20 protein-coding genes are annotated in these 18,918 nt (G+C 54.0%); 8 read left to right on the top strand and 12 right to left on the bottom strand.

What is annotated here, in order from left to right; all coding sequences use genetic code 11:
- Positions 1-4 precede the first annotated feature (4 nt).
- Positions 5-1,384 carry an asparagine--tRNA ligase gene (gene asnS, locus BLP93_RS09995; RefSeq protein ID WP_092120821.1) on the bottom strand — a complete coding sequence of 460 codons (1,380 nt, stop codon included), beginning with the start codon at positions 1,382-1,384 and terminating at the stop codon, positions 5-7.
- A 205-nt stretch (positions 1,385-1,589) separates the two neighbouring features.
- Between asnS and BLP93_RS09990 the strand changes: the two genes are divergently transcribed.
- The 6 genes from BLP93_RS09990 to BLP93_RS09965 all read left to right on the top strand — a co-directional run bounded on the left by BLP93_RS09990 (position 1,590) and on the right by BLP93_RS09965 (position 7,974).
- On the top strand, positions 1,590-2,645 hold the full coding sequence (locus BLP93_RS09990; protein ID WP_092120818.1) for an AAA family ATPase: 1,056 nt from the start codon (positions 1,590-1,592) through the stop codon (positions 2,643-2,645).
- The gene (locus tag BLP93_RS09985) at positions 2,642-3,205 is read left to right on the top strand and encodes a hypothetical protein (protein WP_092120815.1); all 564 of its coding nucleotides are present in this window, start codon (positions 2,642-2,644) and stop codon (positions 3,203-3,205) included. The genes BLP93_RS09990 and BLP93_RS09985 overlap by 4 nt, the downstream gene beginning before the upstream one ends.
- 304 nt (positions 3,206-3,509) lie before the next feature.
- The gene (gene dsrA / locus BLP93_RS09980) at positions 3,510-4,823 is read left to right on the top strand and encodes a dissimilatory-type sulfite reductase subunit alpha (RefSeq protein ID WP_092120812.1); all 1,314 of its coding nucleotides are present in this window, start codon (positions 3,510-3,512) and stop codon (positions 4,821-4,823) included.
- Positions 4,824-4,844: 21 nt separating this feature from the next.
- Positions 4,845-5,996, top strand: coding sequence for a dissimilatory-type sulfite reductase subunit beta (gene dsrB / locus BLP93_RS09975; RefSeq protein WP_092120809.1), 1,152 nt, complete (start codon positions 4,845-4,847; stop codon positions 5,994-5,996).
- 54 nt (positions 5,997-6,050) lie between these two features.
- A complete protein-coding gene (locus BLP93_RS17395) occupies positions 6,051-6,287 on the top strand; it encodes a dissimilatory sulfite reductase D family protein (RefSeq protein ID WP_092120806.1) in 237 nt (78 codons plus the stop codon).
- 217 nt (positions 6,288-6,504) lie between these two features.
- Positions 6,505-7,974: a cobyrinic acid a,c-diamide synthase CobB gene (locus BLP93_RS09965; protein WP_092120803.1), complete on the top strand. Its 1,470-nt coding sequence runs from the start codon at positions 6,505-6,507 to the stop codon at positions 7,972-7,974.
- Positions 7,975-8,123: 149 nt separating this feature from the next.
- On the opposite strand, the gene BLP93_RS09960 is transcribed toward BLP93_RS09965, so the two are convergent.
- Genes BLP93_RS09960 through BLP93_RS09945 form a run of 4 tightly spaced genes read right to left on the bottom strand, consistent with a single transcriptional unit; the run spans position 8,124 to position 10,483 of the window.
- On the bottom strand, positions 8,124-8,825 hold the full coding sequence (locus tag BLP93_RS09960) for a DVU0298 family protein (RefSeq protein WP_092120800.1): 702 nt from the start codon (positions 8,823-8,825) through the stop codon (positions 8,124-8,126).
- A 26-nt stretch (positions 8,826-8,851) separates the two neighbouring features.
- Positions 8,852-9,472, bottom strand: coding sequence for a tetratricopeptide repeat protein (locus tag BLP93_RS09955; RefSeq protein WP_092120798.1), 621 nt, complete (start codon positions 9,470-9,472; stop codon positions 8,852-8,854).
- A gap of 28 nt (positions 9,473-9,500) precedes the next feature.
- On the bottom strand, positions 9,501-9,869 hold the full coding sequence (locus tag BLP93_RS09950) for a hypothetical protein (protein ID WP_092120795.1): 369 nt from the start codon (positions 9,867-9,869) through the stop codon (positions 9,501-9,503).
- Entirely contained in the window at positions 9,857-10,483 is a 627-nt protein-coding gene (locus BLP93_RS09945; protein ID WP_244148714.1) for a YkgJ family cysteine cluster protein, read from the bottom strand. Before BLP93_RS09945 ends, BLP93_RS09950 begins: the two co-directional genes overlap by 13 nt.
- Between BLP93_RS09945 and BLP93_RS17390 the strand changes: the two genes are divergently transcribed.
- Positions 10,433-10,684: a hypothetical protein gene (locus tag BLP93_RS17390; RefSeq protein ID WP_244148715.1), complete on the top strand. Its 252-nt coding sequence runs from the start codon at positions 10,433-10,435 to the stop codon at positions 10,682-10,684. The two genes, BLP93_RS09945 and BLP93_RS17390, sit on opposite strands and share 51 nt — an antisense overlap.
- Before the next feature lie 2 nt (positions 10,685-10,686).
- Here the strand turns inward: BLP93_RS17390 and BLP93_RS09940 are convergent, their stop codons facing one another.
- From BLP93_RS09940 to BLP93_RS09910, 7 genes are all read right to left on the bottom strand, one after another.
- Positions 10,687-10,875: a ferredoxin gene (locus BLP93_RS09940; protein ID WP_092120790.1), complete on the bottom strand. Its 189-nt coding sequence runs from the start codon at positions 10,873-10,875 to the stop codon at positions 10,687-10,689.
- Between the two features lie 535 nt (positions 10,876-11,410).
- Positions 11,411-12,565: a sulfate reduction electron transfer complex DsrMKJOP subunit DsrP gene (gene dsrP / locus BLP93_RS09935; RefSeq protein WP_092120786.1), complete on the bottom strand. Its 1,155-nt coding sequence runs from the start codon at positions 12,563-12,565 to the stop codon at positions 11,411-11,413.
- Positions 12,566-12,576: 11 nt separating this feature from the next.
- Positions 12,577-13,362: a sulfate reduction electron transfer complex DsrMKJOP subunit DsrO gene (gene dsrO, locus BLP93_RS09930; RefSeq protein ID WP_092120783.1), complete on the bottom strand. Its 786-nt coding sequence runs from the start codon at positions 13,360-13,362 to the stop codon at positions 12,577-12,579.
- Between the two features lie 2 nt (positions 13,363-13,364).
- Positions 13,365-13,754, bottom strand: coding sequence for a sulfate reduction electron transfer complex DsrMKJOP subunit DsrJ (gene dsrJ, locus BLP93_RS09925; protein WP_092120780.1), 390 nt, complete (start codon positions 13,752-13,754; stop codon positions 13,365-13,367).
- Positions 13,754-15,364 carry a sulfate reduction electron transfer complex DsrMKJOP subunit DsrK gene (gene dsrK, locus BLP93_RS09920; RefSeq protein ID WP_092120777.1) on the bottom strand — a complete coding sequence of 537 codons (1,611 nt, stop codon included), beginning with the start codon at positions 15,362-15,364 and terminating at the stop codon, positions 13,754-13,756. The genes dsrJ and dsrK overlap by 1 nt, the downstream gene beginning before the upstream one ends.
- Positions 15,365-15,417: 53 nt before the next feature.
- The gene (gene dsrM, locus BLP93_RS09915; protein WP_092120774.1) at positions 15,418-16,410 is read right to left on the bottom strand and encodes a sulfate reduction electron transfer complex DsrMKJOP subunit DsrM; all 993 of its coding nucleotides are present in this window, start codon (positions 16,408-16,410) and stop codon (positions 15,418-15,420) included.
- Positions 16,411-16,469: 59 nt separating this feature from the next.
- Entirely contained in the window at positions 16,470-17,114 is a 645-nt protein-coding gene (locus BLP93_RS09910) for an RsbRD N-terminal domain-containing protein (protein WP_092120772.1), read from the bottom strand.
- Between the two features lie 427 nt (positions 17,115-17,541).
- On the opposite strand from BLP93_RS09910, the gene BLP93_RS09905 reads away from it, so the two are divergent.
- Positions 17,542-18,903, top strand: a complete 1,362-nt coding sequence (locus tag BLP93_RS09905; protein WP_092120770.1) for an ATP-dependent 6-phosphofructokinase — start codon at positions 17,542-17,544, stop codon at positions 18,901-18,903.
- The last annotated feature ends 15 nt before the right edge of the window (positions 18,904-18,918 follow it).

The raw sequence follows: 18,918 nt of genomic DNA, 5'->3' as shown, positions 1-18,918 counted from the left end.
CGAACTAGAACTCCAAATGCCCCGGCGTGCGGGGGAAGGCAATCACGTCGCGGATGTTGGTCGCACCGGTGGCCATCATCAGAAAGCGCTCGAAGCCCATGCCGAAACCGGCGTGGGGCACGGTGCCGAAGCGGCGGGTATCCAGATACCACCAGTAGGCGTCCCGGCTCAGCCCCTGCTCGTCCATGCGATCCGTCAGGATGTTCAGCCGTTCCTCGCGCTGGCTTCCGCCCACCAGCTCGCCCACCCGGGGCACCAGCAGATCCATGGCGGCCACGGTTTCGCCGTCGTCGTTCAGGCGCATGTAAAACGGCTTGATGGTCCGCGGATAGCCATGCACGATGACCGGCTGCTTGAAGTGCTCCTCGGCCAGGAAGCGTTCGTGCTCGGTCTGCAGGTCTGATCCGAAAATCACCTGGTATTCAAAATCGCGCCGGCTCTCCTCGAGAATCTCGATGGCCTGGGCATAGGATATCCGGGCAAAGGGCTTGGCCAGAAGGATGTCCAGATCGGCAAGCAGGGCCTTGTCCACGAACTTGCCGAACAACTCCAGGTCGTCCGTGCAATGCTCCATGACGTGCCGAACCATGGATTTGGTCAGTTCCTCCGCCAGATCCATGTTTCCCACAAGATCGCCAAAGGTGAACTCCGGCTCGATCATCCAGAATTCGGCGGCGTGGCGGGGCGTGTTCGAATTCTCCGCCCGGAAGGTCGGACCGAAAGTATAGACCTTGCCTAAAGCGCAGGCGTAGAGTTCCGCTTCCAGTTGTCCGGAAACGGTCAGGTTGGCCTGTCTGCCGAAAAAATCATCGGCACAAGGGTCGGACCCGGGCAGCGACTTGTGGTCCAGCGGTAGGCTCGTCACGCGAAACATCTCCCCCGCGCCTTCGCAATCCGAACCAGTGATGATCGGCGTGTGCAGATGCCAGAATCCGCGTTCGCGAAAGAACGCGTGCACGGCAAAAGCCGCTTCGGAACGAATCCGGGCCATGGCCCCGTACTTGTTGGTTCGGGGACGCAGATGGGCGATGGTCCGCAAAAATTCATCGGAATGACGCTTCTTTTGCAAAGGATATGTTTCCTGGTCGGCCAGGCCGATCAGCAACACCTTTGTCGCCTGCACTTCCCAATTCTGTCCCGCGGCCGGCGATGCCACGTGCCTGCCGTGAATCTCCACGGACGCGCCGTTGTTCACGTCCCTGAACAAATGATCCGCAGCGGCATGATCCATGACCACCTGAATATTTTTCAGGCAGGAACCATCATTGATCTCTAGGAAGGAAAACCCCTTCGCATCCCGACGGGTGCGCACCCACCCCTGCAGAAGAATTTCCCCCAGCGCTTTTTCAGTGGTCAAGGCTTGAATAACGAATGTTCGCGGCATCATCGTTCCTCTGTTATGCTTCCAAATATGAATAATTTGAACATGGAGTCGTCTCGTCAAAGATTGATCTCAACCAATTCGTGTTTCTCATTGGTGAAGTCAAGGAGCCGCATTCACATTCATCATTGACGGGGCATTCATCTCATGCAAGTGTTCTTGAAAATCGGCGCCACAGCAACCGCCAGTTCGAACGGAGTATTCCACCATGCTGACATCCCTTGCCGTCTCAAATTTTTCCATCTTCCAAGAGCTTCAACTACGCTTCACCGGCAATCTGAACATTATCGTCGGGGAAAACAGTACGGGCAAGAGTCACCTCCTCAAGCTGGCCTATGTTTTGTGCGCCATTCAAAGTGAGAGTTCCGAGACGTCTGTTCCGGCGATCCATTACCACCTGGACGAACGAATCGCGGAAAAGCTTGTGGCTGTTTTTCGACCTGACTTTCTCGGCGGGCTGGTGAACCGTTCATCCGTTCGCTCGCGCTGCAAGGTTGAGTCCCACTTCATGGAACATGGCGCCCTGGAAAGCAGCCTCGGCTTCAGCTTTGCTCCGAACAGCCGCAAGAAGGTCTCCTTGGAAACGCACAAGGCTTCCAGATCTTTCAAGGAACCGGTGATGATGCCGCCAAAGGAAATCCTGACTATCTTCCCAAGCCTGAGCGTTATCCATGATCGTCGGGAACTCTTTCTGGATGAGACGTATTACGATTTGAGCCGAAAATTTCTGGCTGGCCCGCTTCAATCCGCCAAACTTGCGGGCATCGTCAACCTGATTGATGAACTTGAGTCTATTCTGCAGGGAAAAATCATTCTTGAACACGGTCGTTTTTATGTTCATACCCGGGACAAGGGCCGACTGGAGGTCGGCCTGCTGGCTGAGGGATTGCGCAAAATCGCCCAGCTGGCTTACCTTCTGCTGAACGGCGCCTTGAGCAAGGGCAGTACTCTCTTCTGGGACGAACCCGACGCCAACCTTAACCCGAAGCTTATCCGCAAGGTGGCCAAGGCCCTGATGGTCACGGCCCAGTCCGGAATCCAGATCGTCATTGCCACGCACAACCTTTTCCTGCTCCGGGAATTGGCCCTTCTGCGCAAGGACTTTTCCATCTCGCCCCTGTTTACCGGCCTGGAATGTAACAATAGCGGAGCCGTTGCTCATCAGGCAGATGAACTTGAAGGGCTTCCCAATATTACAGCCCTGGATGAGGAATTGGAACAAAGCGATCGATACCTGGAGCAACACCTGGAGTCCGCTACATGATCGAGTTCGCCGAAGGAGACATGCTCTTTCGGTTCTCCAAAGACATTACCGTATGCAAATACGACGAGACCAAATTTTATCGAGGCACCATGCTCCGCGTCGAGGGAAGCAAGGCCGTGGACTTTATCCTCATCCGTCCGGGTTCGGGCCTTCCTGGGGACGTCGTGTTCATCGAGGTCAAGGACTTGAGCGGCCATGAATCCCGCAACCGGGAACGCCTGTTGTCTGGACGCCTTGCATCTGAAGTCGCCCAAAAGGTCCGGGACACCATTTCGGGACTCTTTGCCGCTTGGCGATGGGATGTCCAGGAACTTCGTCCCTTTGCAAGCGCACTTTTTCAGAATACCAACCCTTTACGTATTGAGGTCGTTCTTTTCCTGGAGGAGCGTAAAAGCGCCTCGCTGCTTTTTCCGTATAAACGTCGACTTGCGGACCAAATTCAATTGCTGAACAATAGGTTGCGCCCGTTTCGGGCTGAATGCAAAATCTACAACAGCAAGACCCTGCCCAGCAGTTACGGCTGGAAGGGCGTGCGCCGCGCATCCCCGCACCACGAATAGAATAGGCGAGCAAATCCTTCAAATTCGAGAAAATGAGCAAAAATAACCTTCATGCAACCCGTTATGCCGACGCAATACTCATGCCTCAATCACTCAAGCCGGATCTGTCTTGACAGTAGAGGCTTTTCGGTTGTAACAAATTTCACGAAGCATGTTTTTCAAGAGCTTCCAGGCTTTGGATTCATGTGAGCATAGCTAGGGGGGCCATTCCGGCCGGATTTTCGTGCCTGGTCGGACGGAACCGGCTGACGGTTCCCTTCTTATTGTGAATGAACCACCTTAAAACCTTCGAGGAGGCAGAACAATGGCGAAACACAAGACCCCGTTGTTGGACGAGCTGGAAAAGGGACCATGGCCCAGCTTTGTTTCCGACATCAAACGGGAAGCGGAGTCCAGGACGAAAAACGCTAACAACGTTGAGTACCAAATCCCCGTGGATGTCTGTGAAGATCTGCTCGGCGTGCTGGAACTCTCCTACACAGACGGAGAGACCCACTGGAAACATGGCGGAATAGTAGGCGTTTTCGGGTACGGCGGCGGCGTTATCGGCCGGTACTGTGACCAGCCGGAGCAGTTTCCCGGCGTTGCGCACTTCCACACCGTCCGCGTCAACCAACCTTCAGGGTTTTACTACTCCACAGACTTCCTGAAGCAGCTCTGCGATCTGTGGGAATTCCGCGGCAGCGGTCTGACCAACATGCACGGCTCGACCGGCGACATCGTCTGGCTTGGCACCACCACTCCGCAGCTGGAGGAAATCTTTTACGAACTGACGCACAAGCTGGACACCGACCTTGGCGGTTCCGGATCCAATCTGCGTACCCCCGCCAGCTGTCTTGGCATGTCCCGCTGTCAGTACTCCTGTATTGACGCCCAGGACCTGTGCCACGACCTGACCATTGAATACCAGGACTTCCTGCACCGTCCCGCCTTCCCGTACAAGTTCAAGTTCAAGGTTGACGGCTGTCCCAACGGCTGCGTCGCCTCCATCGCCCGTTCCGACCTTTCCTTCATCGGACTCTGGAAGGACAACATCCGCATTGACCAGGAAGCGGTCAAGGCCTACATCGGCGGCGAAATCAAGCCCAATGCCGGAGCCCACTCCGGACGCGACTGGGGTAAGTTCGACATCAATAAGGAAGTCATTGATCTTTGTCCTACCAACTGCATGTGGATGGAAGGCAACACATTGAAGATCAACGACAAAGAGTGCAACCATTGCATGCACTGCATCAATGCCCTGCCCCGCGCATTGAGAATCGGCGAAGAAACCGGTTGCGCCATGCTTCTGGGCGCCAAGGCTCCGATTCTGGATGGCGCACAGATGGGAACGCTGATCGTCCCCTTCATCAAGTGCGAAGCTCCGTACACCGAGATCAAAGACCTGATCGAGAAGCTCTTCGAGTTCTGGATGGAAGAAGGCAAGAACCGTGAGCGAGTCGGCGAAACCATGAAACGCGTCGGTCTGTACAAGATCCTGCAGGTCATGGAACTTGAAGTTGACGCGCGAGTTGTTCAGGAACCTCGGACCAACCCCTACATCTTCTGGAAGGAAGAAGAAGTGCCGGGTGGCTGGGACAGGCAGATCGAAGACTACAGAAGCCGACACAAAATGTAACGAGCCCAGGAGGTATAGAAAATGGCATTCATTTCCTCAGGATATGATCCGAAACAGCCGATGAAGAATCGGATCACGGATATCGGCCCCAAGCACTTCAAAGATTTTTTGCCGCCGGTACTCAAAAACAATTACGGTAAATGGCTTTACCATGAAATCCTTGAGCCCGGCATATTGATGCACAAGGCCGAAAGCGGCGACGAAGTCTACACCATCCGCGTCGGTTCTCCCCGGCTGATGGGCGTGCAGACAATTCGCGAAATCTGCGAAATTGCCGACAAGCACTGTGGTGGACATGTCCGTTGGACAACCCGCCATAATGTCGAATTCATGGTGGACAACAAGGACAAAGTCGGTCCACTGAAAGAAGACCTGCTCAGCCGCAAGCATGATGCCGGCAGCTACAAATTCCCTATTGGCGGAACCGGTGCCGGCGTGACCAACATCATCCACACCCAGGGCTGGGTCCACTGTCACACTGCTGCCTCGGATGCTTCCGGAACAGTCAAGGCCGTGATGGACGATCTCTTCGAAGAGTTCACAAGCATGCGCCTGCCCGCTCCTTTGCGCTTGTCCATGGCCTGCTGCGTCAACATGTGCGGCGCCGTGCACTGCTCGGACATCGGCTTTGTAGGATATCACCGTAAGCCCCCGATTGTTGACCACTTCACCCTGGACAACATCTGCGAAGTGCCGCTGGCCGTTGCCGCCTGCCCCACCGCGGCTATCCGCCCGACCAAAGTGGACCTCCCTGACGGAACCAAAGTCAACTCCGTCGCGATCAAAAACGAGCGCTGCATGTTCTGCGGCAACTGCTATACCATGTGTCCCGCCCTGCCCCTCTCTGACGGTAAAGGCGGCGACGGCTTGATCATCATGGTCGGCGGCAAGGTTTCCAACCGCCGCAGCAATCCCAAGTTCTCCAAGGTCGTTGTGGACTTCGTGCCCAATGAGCCGCCCCGCTGGCCCACGTTGGTCAAGAAGGTCCACCAGATCGTGGAAGCCTACTCCTCGGGCGCACGCAAGTACGAGCGTCTTGGTGAATGGGCCGAGCGCATCGGGTGGGAACGATTCTTCGAAGTTTGCGATCTGGAGTTCACCTGGCACTTGATCGACGACTTCCGTGATCCTGCCTACGAAACCTGGCGTCAGACAACGAACTTCAAGTTCTAATCAACCTATCTTGCTGCCCGGGGCGACCCGGGCAGCAAATTTAAGGAGTCTCACATGGATGAAGCAGCCGCAAGACAGGCCATAGTTGAGGGCATGAAGTCCAAAAAGGGCAAATCCAAGTTTTATTTCAAGGATTTGACCGCCATGGTTCCGGAGATGAAAACCTTGCAGACCAAAAAGCTTCTTGGCCAAATGGTCAACGAAGAAATCCTTGAATATTGGTCCAGCGGTAGCACAACGTTTTACGGCCTTAAGGGTGCCGGCAAGCAGCAAGCCGGTGAAGGCGAATAGAGCTCCTTTCGGGGGTTCCCTTAATACCAAGTCAGCCCTGGATTGCGAATTGAATTATTGAATATGCGTATTTGGGCATGAATAGTCCAGTTATTTGACAATTCACGCCGCCTGATCCACGGAAGACACATTATTATGGGGTGCCCCCTTTCTTTCTGACTGCTCCACCCTCCTCGACAATTTCCTTCTACACTTTTCCACATTTCGAAATTCACCCGTGAGCACAACTCCTCGCCTGATTTTAGCCGGTCTCAGTGGAGGAGCAGGCAAGACCATCATATCCCTTGGATTATGCCGCAGCCTGGTCGACAAGGGCCTGCGGGTCAAACCCTTCAAGAAAGGCCCGGACTACATCGATGCTGCATGGCTCGGCCTGGCAGCCCGGCGGGAAGCATCCAACCTTGATCCCTTCATGATGCCCACGACTGCCCTGCTTGATCTTTATTCACGCGGAGCCGCCGGTGTGGACATGGCTCTGGTCGAGGGCAACCGGGGGCTTTTTGACGGCAAGGACGTCAACGGATCCTATTCCACGGCCGAATTGGCAAAGCTGCTGCAGGCCCCTGTGGTGCTCATCGTGAATTGCACCAAGATGACCCGAACCGTGGTCGCAATGATTCTTGGATGTCGCGCCTTTGAGCCGAATCTGCACCTTGCCGGCGTGATACTGAACCGAACCGCGGGAAAACGACACAAGACCATACTGAGACAATGCATCGAGCAGTATACGGACGTGCCTGTGGTCGGCATACTGCCGAAAATCGATCCCGATCCCATTCCGGAACGGCATATGGGGCTTGTTTCCAATCAGGAGTGTTCGGAAGCTGAAACCACGCTGGACCTTCTGGCGAATATTGCGCGGGATTGCATTGATCTTGACGCCATCCGGAACCTAGCCACCAACGTACCGCCTCTTGACCTTCCTCAACCTCTCACGATCACCACAAAATCCTTCACGAACCCATCTCTGGCCCCCGAAGATGCAAATTCAGGCTTTCGGCCAACGCATCAGGAGTTCACGCAAACCGTGCGGATTGGTGTGATCAGGGACGCCGCTCTCTGGTTTTATTACAGGGAAAATCTTGAAGAACTGCGAACCCAAGGTGCTGAACTCGTGGAACTCAGCCTGCTTTCGGCTAATCCATGGCCTGAAATCCACGGTCTTTATCTCGGTGGGGGTTTTCCGGAAACCCAAGCAGCTCAGTTGTCGCAAAACACCTCTGTACGCGACGATGTCGCCCGCCTGGCCCACAAGGGGCTCCCCATCTATGCGGAATGCGGTGGTTTCATGTATCTTGGCGAAAGCCTGGTGTGTCGTGACTCCGTCTATCCCATGGCCGGAGTTTTTCCACTGCAGACAATGCTTTGCGCGAAACCCCAGGGACTTGGCTACACCGTGGCCCGGGTGATCCACCCCAACCCGTTCCATCCTGTGGGCCTGGAGTTCACCGGCCATGAATTTCACTATTCGAAGTGTGTCACCCCGCTACGCGGTGACATGCAGTTTGCCTTGGAAATGAAACGAGGATGCGGCATGGACCAGAACCGAGACGGTCTTACCTACAAAAACACCTTTGCGTGCTATACCCATTTGCACGCCCTCGGTGTTCCCACCTGGGCAAGGAGTTTTGTCGCCGCCGCACGGTCCTATCAACGAGAAAACCTCAAGATGAATCTTGAGGCGTAAACCTTCCCGTGCTGTTCCAGCTCATTCGCTGATACCGAAAAAAACTAAAATTTGCTGGGCAGCAATATCAAGCTAAGCCGGCCCTCAGGCCAAGCAGTTGACCCTCGCGAAGGCGGCCAGTCAGTTTTTTTTTGGCGGGGTGCATCGTTTCAGGCTTTTTCAGATTGAATCCTGGAAATGGCCTCCAGCGCCAGATCGCCGATTCGACAGGATTGCAGTGTATCGTCACGGTACAGCGAGGTTTGGCTCCGGTCATCAATCAAGATCTCCAAAGCGCCCAGATATTGGGCATCTCCCAAGCTGCCCAGCCCCCAAACGCCGACAGCCCGGTCCAATGGATCATCCTCGGCAATGAGTTCTGCAATGGTTGGAACGGCATGTTTCATAAGTTCCGGCTGAACCTCGGCCAAGCGGGCCATCCCCCAGTAGGCTCCCCACCGCAGGGGGGCATGGTCCAGGTAATTGCCGTCACCGGAAACCGGCTCCTGGCCATAGGAAATCAATACCCGGTGGAATTCACGGGCAAGGCCGGGGCTGCGGGCCATGGTCTCACCCATGGATTCGGGAGCGCCCCAGCCGATCGCCCCGGATTCCTCGTTCAGATTCCACATCAACCGGCGCATGACGACTCTCGCCGATTCCATATCCTGCTCAGCAAGATGTGCCGTGACGACACCGAATGCCGAAACGGCCCGCCACTTCAACAGCGGCTCCGGCGCAAGGAGCAGGGAAAACAAGGGGCCCAGAAGCTTGCGCTGGGAAAGTCCAAGATACGGACTCAGCTTCTCCAGCCAATCATCCTGCACTAAAAAGGAAGAGAACTCCTTCTTCAGCGTCTTGAAATCGGTCATGAAGAAGCCTCCTTTTTCAGCACTTATCAGCGATGCGCCTCCAGCATTTTTTGAAAATCGGAATTAACTTCGAACCCGAACTGGATCGCCTTGTCCATGTTTTCCAAGGCCAGTTTATGCTTGCCCTGCTCATGATAGCAAAGTGCCAGATTGTTATATGCGGGTGCAAATTTGGGCTCAATTTTCAGGGCGCGCTCACAATGGTCAATGCACTTGTCATGCTGTTCCAGCGCGAAGTATGCGCTGGCCAGGGTCGTATGCGCCTGCACGAACTTCGGCTGCAGGGACAGGGCCTGGAGGAGCGGTTCCAACGCTTTCTCGGGCTCACCGAGCTGGAGATAAACGAATCCGATGTTGCCATAAGGGATCGGGAATTTGGGGCGAGTCTCCGTCGCTTTCTTGTTAAAAAACAAACACCCTTCCAGATCACCCTGATGCATCCGGATTCCGCCAAGCTGTACATACGCTTCAGCCAGGGAAGGTGAAGACTCCACCGCGGCAAAAAACTCATCTTCGGCTTCCTGCCACTTCCGCTGTGACAGATAGGCAACTCCCAGGTTATAATGCGAATTGCCGCAATCTGCATTCTGGGCGAGCAATTCCTTCTTCTTCTGAATATAGGCTTCCGTCTTATCGGTTTCGGTCATAGTCCCTCCATATGACAGCAGGTGATCCTTAATCACGCCGAAATGTCCGCTGATCCTGGACATCGACGTGGTGTTGCGTCTGGCTCTGATACCACCTGGCGAATTCGTACATGGCCAGGTACCTTTCATCATTGTCCATCAGCCCCATGCACATGTCCAGCACGGCCTTGGCGTAGACATTGGAGTAATGCTCTTCCTCGCGTTGCTGCAGGAATTGCATGGCCATGGCCCGGGCGGTCTTGTCGGTAGTGAACTTACGCAGATCAAGGGGATCATTAGGCTTTTGAAACGGATCCCATTTTTCATAGCCGATCTTCTCGACATAGGTTTTGGCCCGGCCCGAAAGGGTCTCGAAAATAGCCTTTTTCTGCTCTTCCTGTTCGTTCATTTCGGACATGTTCCGCAACTCCCAGAAGCATCTTTTTCGGAATTGCACCCGCAGGAACCACCCGTCGTGGAAGCGCACCCGCCATTACCGCAAGATTCCGAGCCGCATCCGGATTTCTTGAGTCCGAGGTATTCATCGTCATACACCGTGAGCAGGGCCATGGACGGCGGGACGAGTATGTCCGCCATCTGAGAGTATTTCGTATTCAGGCTGGCCACCAGTTCCATACTCAACGCAGCAAGCATCTGGTGAATCTTTTCGATATGGACGGACGGATAGGGAACCCCAGCTTCAAATTTGGTGAGCGTACATGTTCTGGCCTTGGAATTGATTTCCTGCGGAATGCCGTACAGCCGGCAGGTGATGGGACGAAACGCATAGAGGTCACATCGGTCCTGAGAGTTCAGTAGCGGGCACCGCACGCGTTTGCGAGCCATGTCCTCGAGGATGACATCCGTCTCCACTCCGTCTCGCTGGCTCTTGTACGCTTGAAACTTCAGCTTGTATGAGGCCCGATCAGCCTGATCGGCTTTGGTAAGGATTTGGTTTTTGGTTTCCTTAGGCAAAACGCCATGAAAATGATGATTCAGGTACAATGCCTCGATCAAAGGCAGGTCGAACATGGCGTGGCAACAATCGCTGCATCCCTGCTGGCATGTTACGCATTGGGGATATTTTTCCTTAACTGCGTCGAAAATTTTGTCAACGCTCTGCAGGAGTTGTTCATATTTTTGAAAAAAGGGGGAAAAATCTGGAGGCATGTTGTGCTCCTAAAACGCCAAAAGGAGGAAAATCCTCCTTTTGGCGCAGGAAAAAAAGAATAAAACTAGACTTCTTCTACAGTAAGTGCATTTGTCTCACAGACTTCAATGCAGGACTCGCAACCAAGACACTCTTCCTCGTTCACTGCTACTGCTTTGCCGTCTTGAAGTTCATAAACTTCAGTAGGACAAACATCGACACATTCGCCGTCTCCGGTACATTTGTCGACATCGACGGTAATCTTCCAACCCATTTTCTACCTCCAGTTTGAATGAAATCTGCTCCAGCCACCTTGTCAGAGCAGGTTGTTGTGCGGAGTTTAGCTCCGTTCCACGGGCATGATTGTGGTAGTTATAAACCAAGATGCCCATCCTCAGAGAAAATAAAGGAAATTTATTGCCGGGCGAGCATGTTGAACGCTGGCCCTAGCACTCGTCCTTTAGCCTGACCGACCAGACATTCTTTAGATGTTTAAGTCCGTATGTCAAGAGTATGGAATGCAATTTTCAGAAGCAGAATAAAAGTGCTTTACCAGAGCACATGTCCAACTCCATCTCCCTGAAATATTAGACGGGTTCCACTCGCGAAAGCTTTGAGTAAGAGAGATTCAGGACAACTCGAAGATCAATGGCAGGATACGTTAACTGTCCTATTGAGAAGAGGGATCCTGTTTCAGACACAGAGTCGTGAGGTGCTTTTCAAGGCAGTCTGACTTTCCGGGTTTAAAAAACTGCCCGCCGCAACCGGAGGTCGCGACGGGCAGGAGTTAACGGGTCACGGTTTCGTCTCTATGATGCGGCTTCGCGCTGGACCGACAAAGCTACCTTGTAAAGAACCGTGAGGATCAGCAAACCGATGGCATAAATGCCGACGGTAATAAAGAACTCAGGTATGGTCGGCCAATACTCAGTATAGGTCTTGAACGGGTTGGGGACAAAGCCGCCGATGATCAGGGCAAGTCCCTTGTCGATCCAGCCGGCCACAAAGACCATGATCAAGGCTATGGTCAACGTGGTCTGATTTTTCCGGGTGGCGGGAATGATCAACAGAGCCAACGCCACCACGGCAAGGAAGACAAAATTCCACATCCAGGGCATCAACAGCTGGCCGCCGACTCCGCCGTAAAGGTAGTCGAAGGTCAGCATCTTGCCCGGGTACTGACTGTAGTATGCGGAAAACACCTTAAGCAGAAGCATGAACAGGTTGATGGCCCAAGCGTATGCGATAACCTTGGCCATGGTTTGTATGGCTTCCTGAGGAATGACCAAACCGGCTACACGGCGGACAATGAATAGCAGCAACAGAAGCAGAGCCGGTCCGGCTGCGAAAGCCGAGGCCAGGAAGCTGGCAGCCATTAAGGAATCAAACCAGAAATACCGTCCTGGCAGACCGGCGTACAAGAATGCCGTGACGGTATGAATGCTCACGGCCCAGGGAATGGACACGTAAATCAGGAACTTGACCCAACCCGCCGGACGAATGCCTTTCTTCATCGCCTGCAGTACGGACCAGCCGATGACCAGATTCAGGAAGAGGTAGCCGTTCAACACGACCATGTCCCAGAAAAGAATGGAGTTGGGAGTGGGAAAACGGACCACATTCATCAGCCGTTGCGGCTGACCAAGGTCCACCACGACGAACAGAAGACAGACGATAACCGCTGATACGGCCAAAAACTCGCCGAAGATGACGAGCTGACTGTAAGCTTTGTAGTTGTGCAGATAGTAGGGCAAGACCAGCATGACGGCAGAGGCGGCGATGCCGACCATGTACGTCAACTGTCCGATGTACAGTCCCCAGGAGACGTCGCGGCTCAGACCCGTGACCGTAAGCCCGTGCTGCAGCTGATAGATGTAAAAACCGAACCCGATGCCGATGAACACCAGGAGCGTCGTAATCCACCCCCAGTAAGCCTTATTGCCCTGAAGCGCTTTTTCCAACATATTTGCTCACCTCATATCAGATAGAAGACGTGGGGCTTAGTGCCCAGGGAGGGCTTGCGGACCATGCTGTACCGTTCCTTCAGCACCCGGCGCACATCGGAATCCGGGTTGTCCAGATCGCCGAAGACCAAAGCCCCTTCAGAAGCTTCCACGCAAGCAGGAAACAGGCCTCTGTCCAGTCGATCATCGCAGAAAGTGCATTTTTCGACCACGCCTTTGGTTCGCGTGGGGTATGTCGAATCCATATTCCGGATGAAGGGTCTGGGATCACGGTAGTTGAAACTCCGTGCACCGTAGGGGCAACCTGCCATGCAGTAGCGACAGCCGATACAACGGTGCATGTCCATGGTCACCACACCGTCTTCCCTTCGAAAAGTAGCTCTCGTGGGGCAGACTCGCACACAAGGCGGATTGTCGCAGTGGTTGCAAAGCATCAGGAAAGGCTGATTCTTCACTTCTTCCGGAACAATGATGCTCTGTTGATCAGTAAAGGTTTCCTTATAACTGCCCGTCCAAATCCACTTGATCGCGTCTTTTCCGGAAATATGGGGAACGTTATGGCGTTGGTGGCAGGCATCGATGCATTGTTGATACAACCGCGCGGAGGTGAAACGCTCCATATCAATAGCCATGGCCCAGCGCTCACCGTGCAGGGCTTCCGGATACGCCGTGACTCGGGCGGGCCCGGATGCTCCCAAGGAGCCGGGGGCGAAAAGTTCCATTGCCGCATGCCCGCCGATCCCGGCCAAGGTGGTCAGTCCGGCGGCTTTCAAAAATGTTCTACGATTGATCGCCATGGTTATTCCCCCCCAACTGACGGTACGACGTGGCAATCCCAGCAATATGGCGAAACAGCCAAAGCGTCGTGACACTGGTCACAGAATTCATCCTTGTTCGCATGGCACTGGCTCGACATGCAGGTCATGGTCAAGCTCATGTCAAACTGCTTGCCAGCCTGATTGGTGTACAGACGGACACCATCCCGCACGGCGAGATCGCGCCAGTCATCAAGAAGTGTCATGTGTTGGAGGCGCATCCATACACCATCTTCGATGCACTCCTTTTCAAATTCCGGCAGTTTCAATTCCGGCCGCTCATATGCGGCCCGGCCGATATTCGACCAGAACGGGAACGTCATCAGAATGAGGAAAATGATCAAACCGGGGATAATTTTACTGGCGTTATACATTATTCGTCACCCTCCATGCCTGGAATGTCCTCGCCCCGCAAATCCACGGTCCGCTCGTGCTCGCCGTCCATGATCAGGGCATTGGCTACCAGTTCCGTCAGTCCGGAAACAGAAACGTCGGGAACCCAATAATCCATCAGGGGCGGCAATATAGCTCTGTCCAGGGCGCACATGTTCACCAAACGATTCACGCCATGCTTTTCGTGGACGTGCTTGACGGCGAATGCCCGGGGCATGCCGCCCATCATCCGCAGATATTCGAATTCGCCGGCATTAAGTCCTGTACCGCCGCCGCAGCAGAAGGTGGCCTCACGGATGGTATTCTCTGGCATGTCGAAGAAGTTGTTGCAGACGCTTTTAAGAACATAGCGCGGTTCCTCGAACATTCCCATGCCTCGTGCCGGATTACATGAGTCGTGCCATGTGGTGATCAGGTGGTCGTTGCGTTTCGGATTCAACTTCAGCTTGCCGTGGTGAATGAGATCCGCCATGAACTCGACTATGTGGATCATCTTCGTTGTTTTGGAGTTCTCGAATACCGTTCCGGTAATCGGGGACTTGGGCACCTCCATGAAATCCGCGGGGCCGTTCATGGTGTCCATGTACTGGTGCAAAACCCGCCACATGTGCCCGCATTCGCCGCCGATGATCCATTTGACGCCCAGGCGTTTGGCTTCCGCGTAGATCTTGGAGTTCAGACGCTTCATCGTCTCATGGTTGGTGAACAAGCCGAAGTTTCCACCTTCGGATGCGTAGGTGCTGATGGTGTAGTCCAGGCCGATATGCTCGAAAAGCATCATGTAACCCATGTAGGTGTAGATGCCCGGATCGGCGAAGACGTCGCCGGAAGGTGCGACAAAGAGAATCTCAGCGCCTTTGCGATTGAAGGTCGGATTGAGGCGTACACCGACATATTCCTCGACGTCGTCGACGAGAAAGTCGATATTTCCCTTGAAGGCTTGCGGCTCAAGACCCAGATGGTTTCCCGTGCGGTAACAGTTGGCAGCAGCGCCCACGACCCAATCGATGTTGACGCCGATCAGGTTCAGCAGTTCGCGGGCGACAATGGTGATTTCCGCCGTATCGATGCCGTAGGGACAAAACAGCGAACAGCGCCGGCACTCGGTACACTGGTGAAAATAGTAGAACCATTCCTTGATCACTTCCTGGGTCAATTCCCGTCCGCCGGCAAAGGCGCCCAGGATGCGTCCCACCGTGGTGAAGTCCTTGCGATAGATGGACCGCAGCAGTTCCGCCCGCAGGACCGGCATGTTCTTGGGGTCGCCCGTGCCGATAAAAAAGTGACACTTGTCCGCGCAGGCGCCGCAACGGACGCAAATGTCAAGAAAGATCTTCAGCGATCGGTACTGCCCGAGACGCTCTTTCAGACCCTCATGAATGATTTCCTGCCAATTCGGGGGAAGCTGCCAGTCGTCGTCCGTTGGTTTCCAGATCCTCGGGTTGGGCATGCCCAGGATCTCCAGGTTCTTCGGCTGCCCCGGATAGCCCCAGGTACCGGGAACGAGATCCACTTTTGGATCAACCCAGCTCTTCTTTGGAGCGACATGCGATACCTGAAGCAATTCTTCAGGTTTTGGTGCTTGTGACATAATAACTCCTTATCTTGATTGCCTATGGCTGCCTGTTGCTTCGACAAGGCAGCCTACGGCTGCTTTTCCACGGGGATGTCCGCTTCAATCATCTTCTCGCGGAAGTCATCCTCATAATGGTCGTATGAATGAACCTTTACCGGAGCATTCCAGGGGTTGACATGGCGAACCATCCGGCTGTCATTGGGGAGGTTCCGGCTCGGGCTGAGAAATACGCCGCCAAGGTGCATCAGCTTGCTGAAAGGAAAGTAGGCCAGCAGGGCGCAGAACAGGAACAGATGGATATAGAACATGGCCCCGAGTCCATCCGGCACCGTTGGATTGAAGGTGGCCAGTCCCATGGCCAAAACCTTCACGCCCATCAGGTCGACCTTGGTGAAGTAGCGCATCAGGATTCCGGACAAAGCGATGCCCAGTATCAAGAATAATGGAAAATAATCGGCCGCCTGGGAGATGTATCGCATCTGAGAATCGTAAAAGCGGCGCAGGAGAAGAAACAACAGAGCGGCAACCAGAAAGATGTCCGTCATGTACAGAGCGGGGGAACCGATCTGGAGCATTCCATCAACATTTTCCAGTGCCTGTACAAAAAACGGAACCGGCTCGGTAAAGAAACGAAGATGGCGGATAACGATGAGCAGAAAGGAATAGTGGAACACGATTCCTCCCAGCCACAGCCACTTTTCCGAACCATAGACCAGCTTGCCTTCGGTCAGGCTCATCTTCGTGTTTCGGAACAGAGACCGGAAAAAGAGAACCTCCAAGGCCATTCTGCCCACAACGCCCCAGGTGGTGTAGGGGCTGTCAATCTTGGAGGGCTTGATCCAGTCCAGAGTTTTCTGCTGTCCGGCCGTGGTCGGAATCCTGAATGGCACCGGTGATCTGGCCCAATCCACGATTCGGACCGTGAACCCGATCAGGAAGACCAGAATCGCAGCATACGGAATCACGATTCCGAAAATGGCCTGTAAACCGAGAAGACCGGCTCCCAGGTACACGAAAAGAGACATTCCCAAAACTATTAACAAAGAATACCACGCTGCCATTTCCCTACCTCGCTTTGCGTTGATGCTCCACTGGTTGCGTTAAATGGTTGTCCACCCCGTCAGGATAGACGGGTTTCCTCACTCATCAGATTTGCCCGTTTCAGGAGACGGGCGTGACGGTTGATAAACTCGTTGCTTTTCAATTCAGTCAAGGTCGAACGGCATTGGGAATAAATGTCAAAAGCAACGAGCAACACCCCGTCGATGCGCTCTTCAAAAACCACGAGCTGTTCTTCCATTCCCTTTGCTTTAATTTCCGAACCCAGTTCTTCCCGGATGATCTTCTTGATAAAGAGAAGGAACGCGAGAGACTTCGAAGGAACAAATCCCTGTACAGCCCGGATCCTGATCATGCTGTCCAAAATCGAAGTAACCTGCTGCACGTCGAGACCGTCCAGCATGGCGCCAAAAATTTCGGCCAGCCCTTTGTTCATGGCATGGCCGACAGGATTGGAAAATTGATCCTTTTCCCTGGTGTAAAAATGAGCACTTTCAGCGGGATACGTCTGTAGCGTGAGCTTGGTCCAACGGTCGACAAGCATGACCTTGTTGTCTTTGAGCAGAGTAATAATGTCGTTTGTCATAAAAATCAGCAAATGCCGTGAATCCGGCTGGTGTATAAAAGGTGTAATACCGTGGAAATGAGATGAGCAGTGGGATGAATACGCAATGTCCTTGAAATGTTCATGACAGAGCAACTCCATTCACCCTCTGGAAAAAGAATCGGGCCCTTTCGACCCCGGTTGAGTTGACAGCTTAGGCGTTGCGTCACGCGACTATCTGTCTCTATTCTCAATTGAGAAAGTCGACTATCCGATTGGGAAATTTGTGTCAAGGCTGGTTCTCAGGACATACAATGCCAATCTGTCACGAAAACTCAAGTCGCGATCGCGGGTACGGATTGACAACGGGATGGTCATGCCTGGACGAAACCTTCATTGGGGGATCCGAACGCTGCCGAGGATTTGCCTTCCCCAACTCTTTTCTTCATACTTGAGTTTTTGTGCGTTCCACAAAATACAAATATCTGACATCTTATTGGTAACCGCTCAAGAACCGGGGATTCAATCCGTCTTTAATGTTGGCGGCGTGCCCGGCCGTTGAGCGTTACTTAAAATCCGGGGGTTTAGAATGAAAGAAGCAACATCCGACGTCAGCAGACCAGATAAGGTTTCCACGAAAATTCCTGATCTGGGTCCTGCGAAAATCCGTTCACACATGGAATGCGCCTTGTTCATTAAGGACGATCAGCGTGTCCAGCTTTTTGTCGCCAACGAGGAAGGCGAGTCCGGCTCCATGTCCATGCAGACCTATGACTTCGAACCCGCGGGACCTCGTTCAAGCCTCTATTTCGACCCTCCCAAAACGAAATGCGCCATCGTCACCTGCGGCGGCCTCTGCCCCGGCATCAACGACGTCATTCGCGCCCTGGTCATGACCGCGCACCACAGTTACGGCGTGGCCGGCATTTTGGGAATCCGCTACGGCCTGCAGGGTTTCATCCCTGAGTTCGGCCACCACCTCATGGAACTGACTCCGGACAAAGTCGCAAATATTCATGAATTCGGCGGAACCATCCTTTCCTCCTCCCGGGGGCCGCAGTCACCTGAAGATATTGTCGACGCCCTGGAGCGAATGAACGTCAGCGTTTTGTTCCTGATCGGCGGAGACGGCACCATGCAGGCGTCCCTGAAAATCCAGGAGGAAGTCGCGAAACGCAAGCTGAAGCTGTCCGTGATCGGGATTCCCAAAACCATCGACAACGACATCAATTTCGTCCCCCGTTCCTTCGGCTTCGATACAGCGGTGGAAAAGGCCACTGAAGCGATCCGTTGCGCGCATACCGAGGCCCTGGGCGCTCCCAACGGCATCGGAATGGTCAAACTCATGGGCAGAGAGGCAGGATTTATTGCCGCTCAGGCCACCCTGGCCTTGAAGGATGTCAATTTCGTCCTGATTCCCGAAGATCCCTTCGAGATTCACGGCCAGAACGGTTTTCTACAAGCCCTGGATGATCGTATCCGCCGCCGGGGCCATGCCGTGGTCGTGGTGGCCGAAGGCGCGGGCCAGGACCTGCTCGCCGCCTCCAGTGAAACCGACGCCTCCGGCAATCCGGTCCTGCGCGACATCTGCGGATTGCTGCGCCGCGAAATCGACATTTACTTCAAGTCCAAGAACACCGAGTACACGCTTAAATTCATCGATCCCAGCTACATCATCCGCTCGATTCCCGCCAATGCCAATGATCGCGTCTACTGCGGATTTCTGGGGCAGAATGCCGTACATGCCGCTATGGCCGGCAAGACAGGAATGGTCGTGAGCAAATTACACGGACACTACATTCACCTCCCCCTGAGCCTGGTTGCCGGAAAACGCAAATCCATCAGCACCGTCAGCAACTATTGGCAAGCCGTGTTGCAGTCCACCGGTCAACCCGTGCACATGAAGACGAATCTTGACCAATACCCTCAGGGAACGACATGCAAAATCTAACCGCCTCCAGGACAT

This window comes from Desulfonatronum thiosulfatophilum (assembly GCF_900104215.1).
GTDB lineage: Bacteria > Desulfobacterota > Desulfovibrionia > Desulfovibrionales > Desulfonatronaceae > Desulfonatronum > Desulfonatronum thiosulfatophilum.
This window is presented reverse-complemented; position numbering and strand designations above follow the sequence as displayed.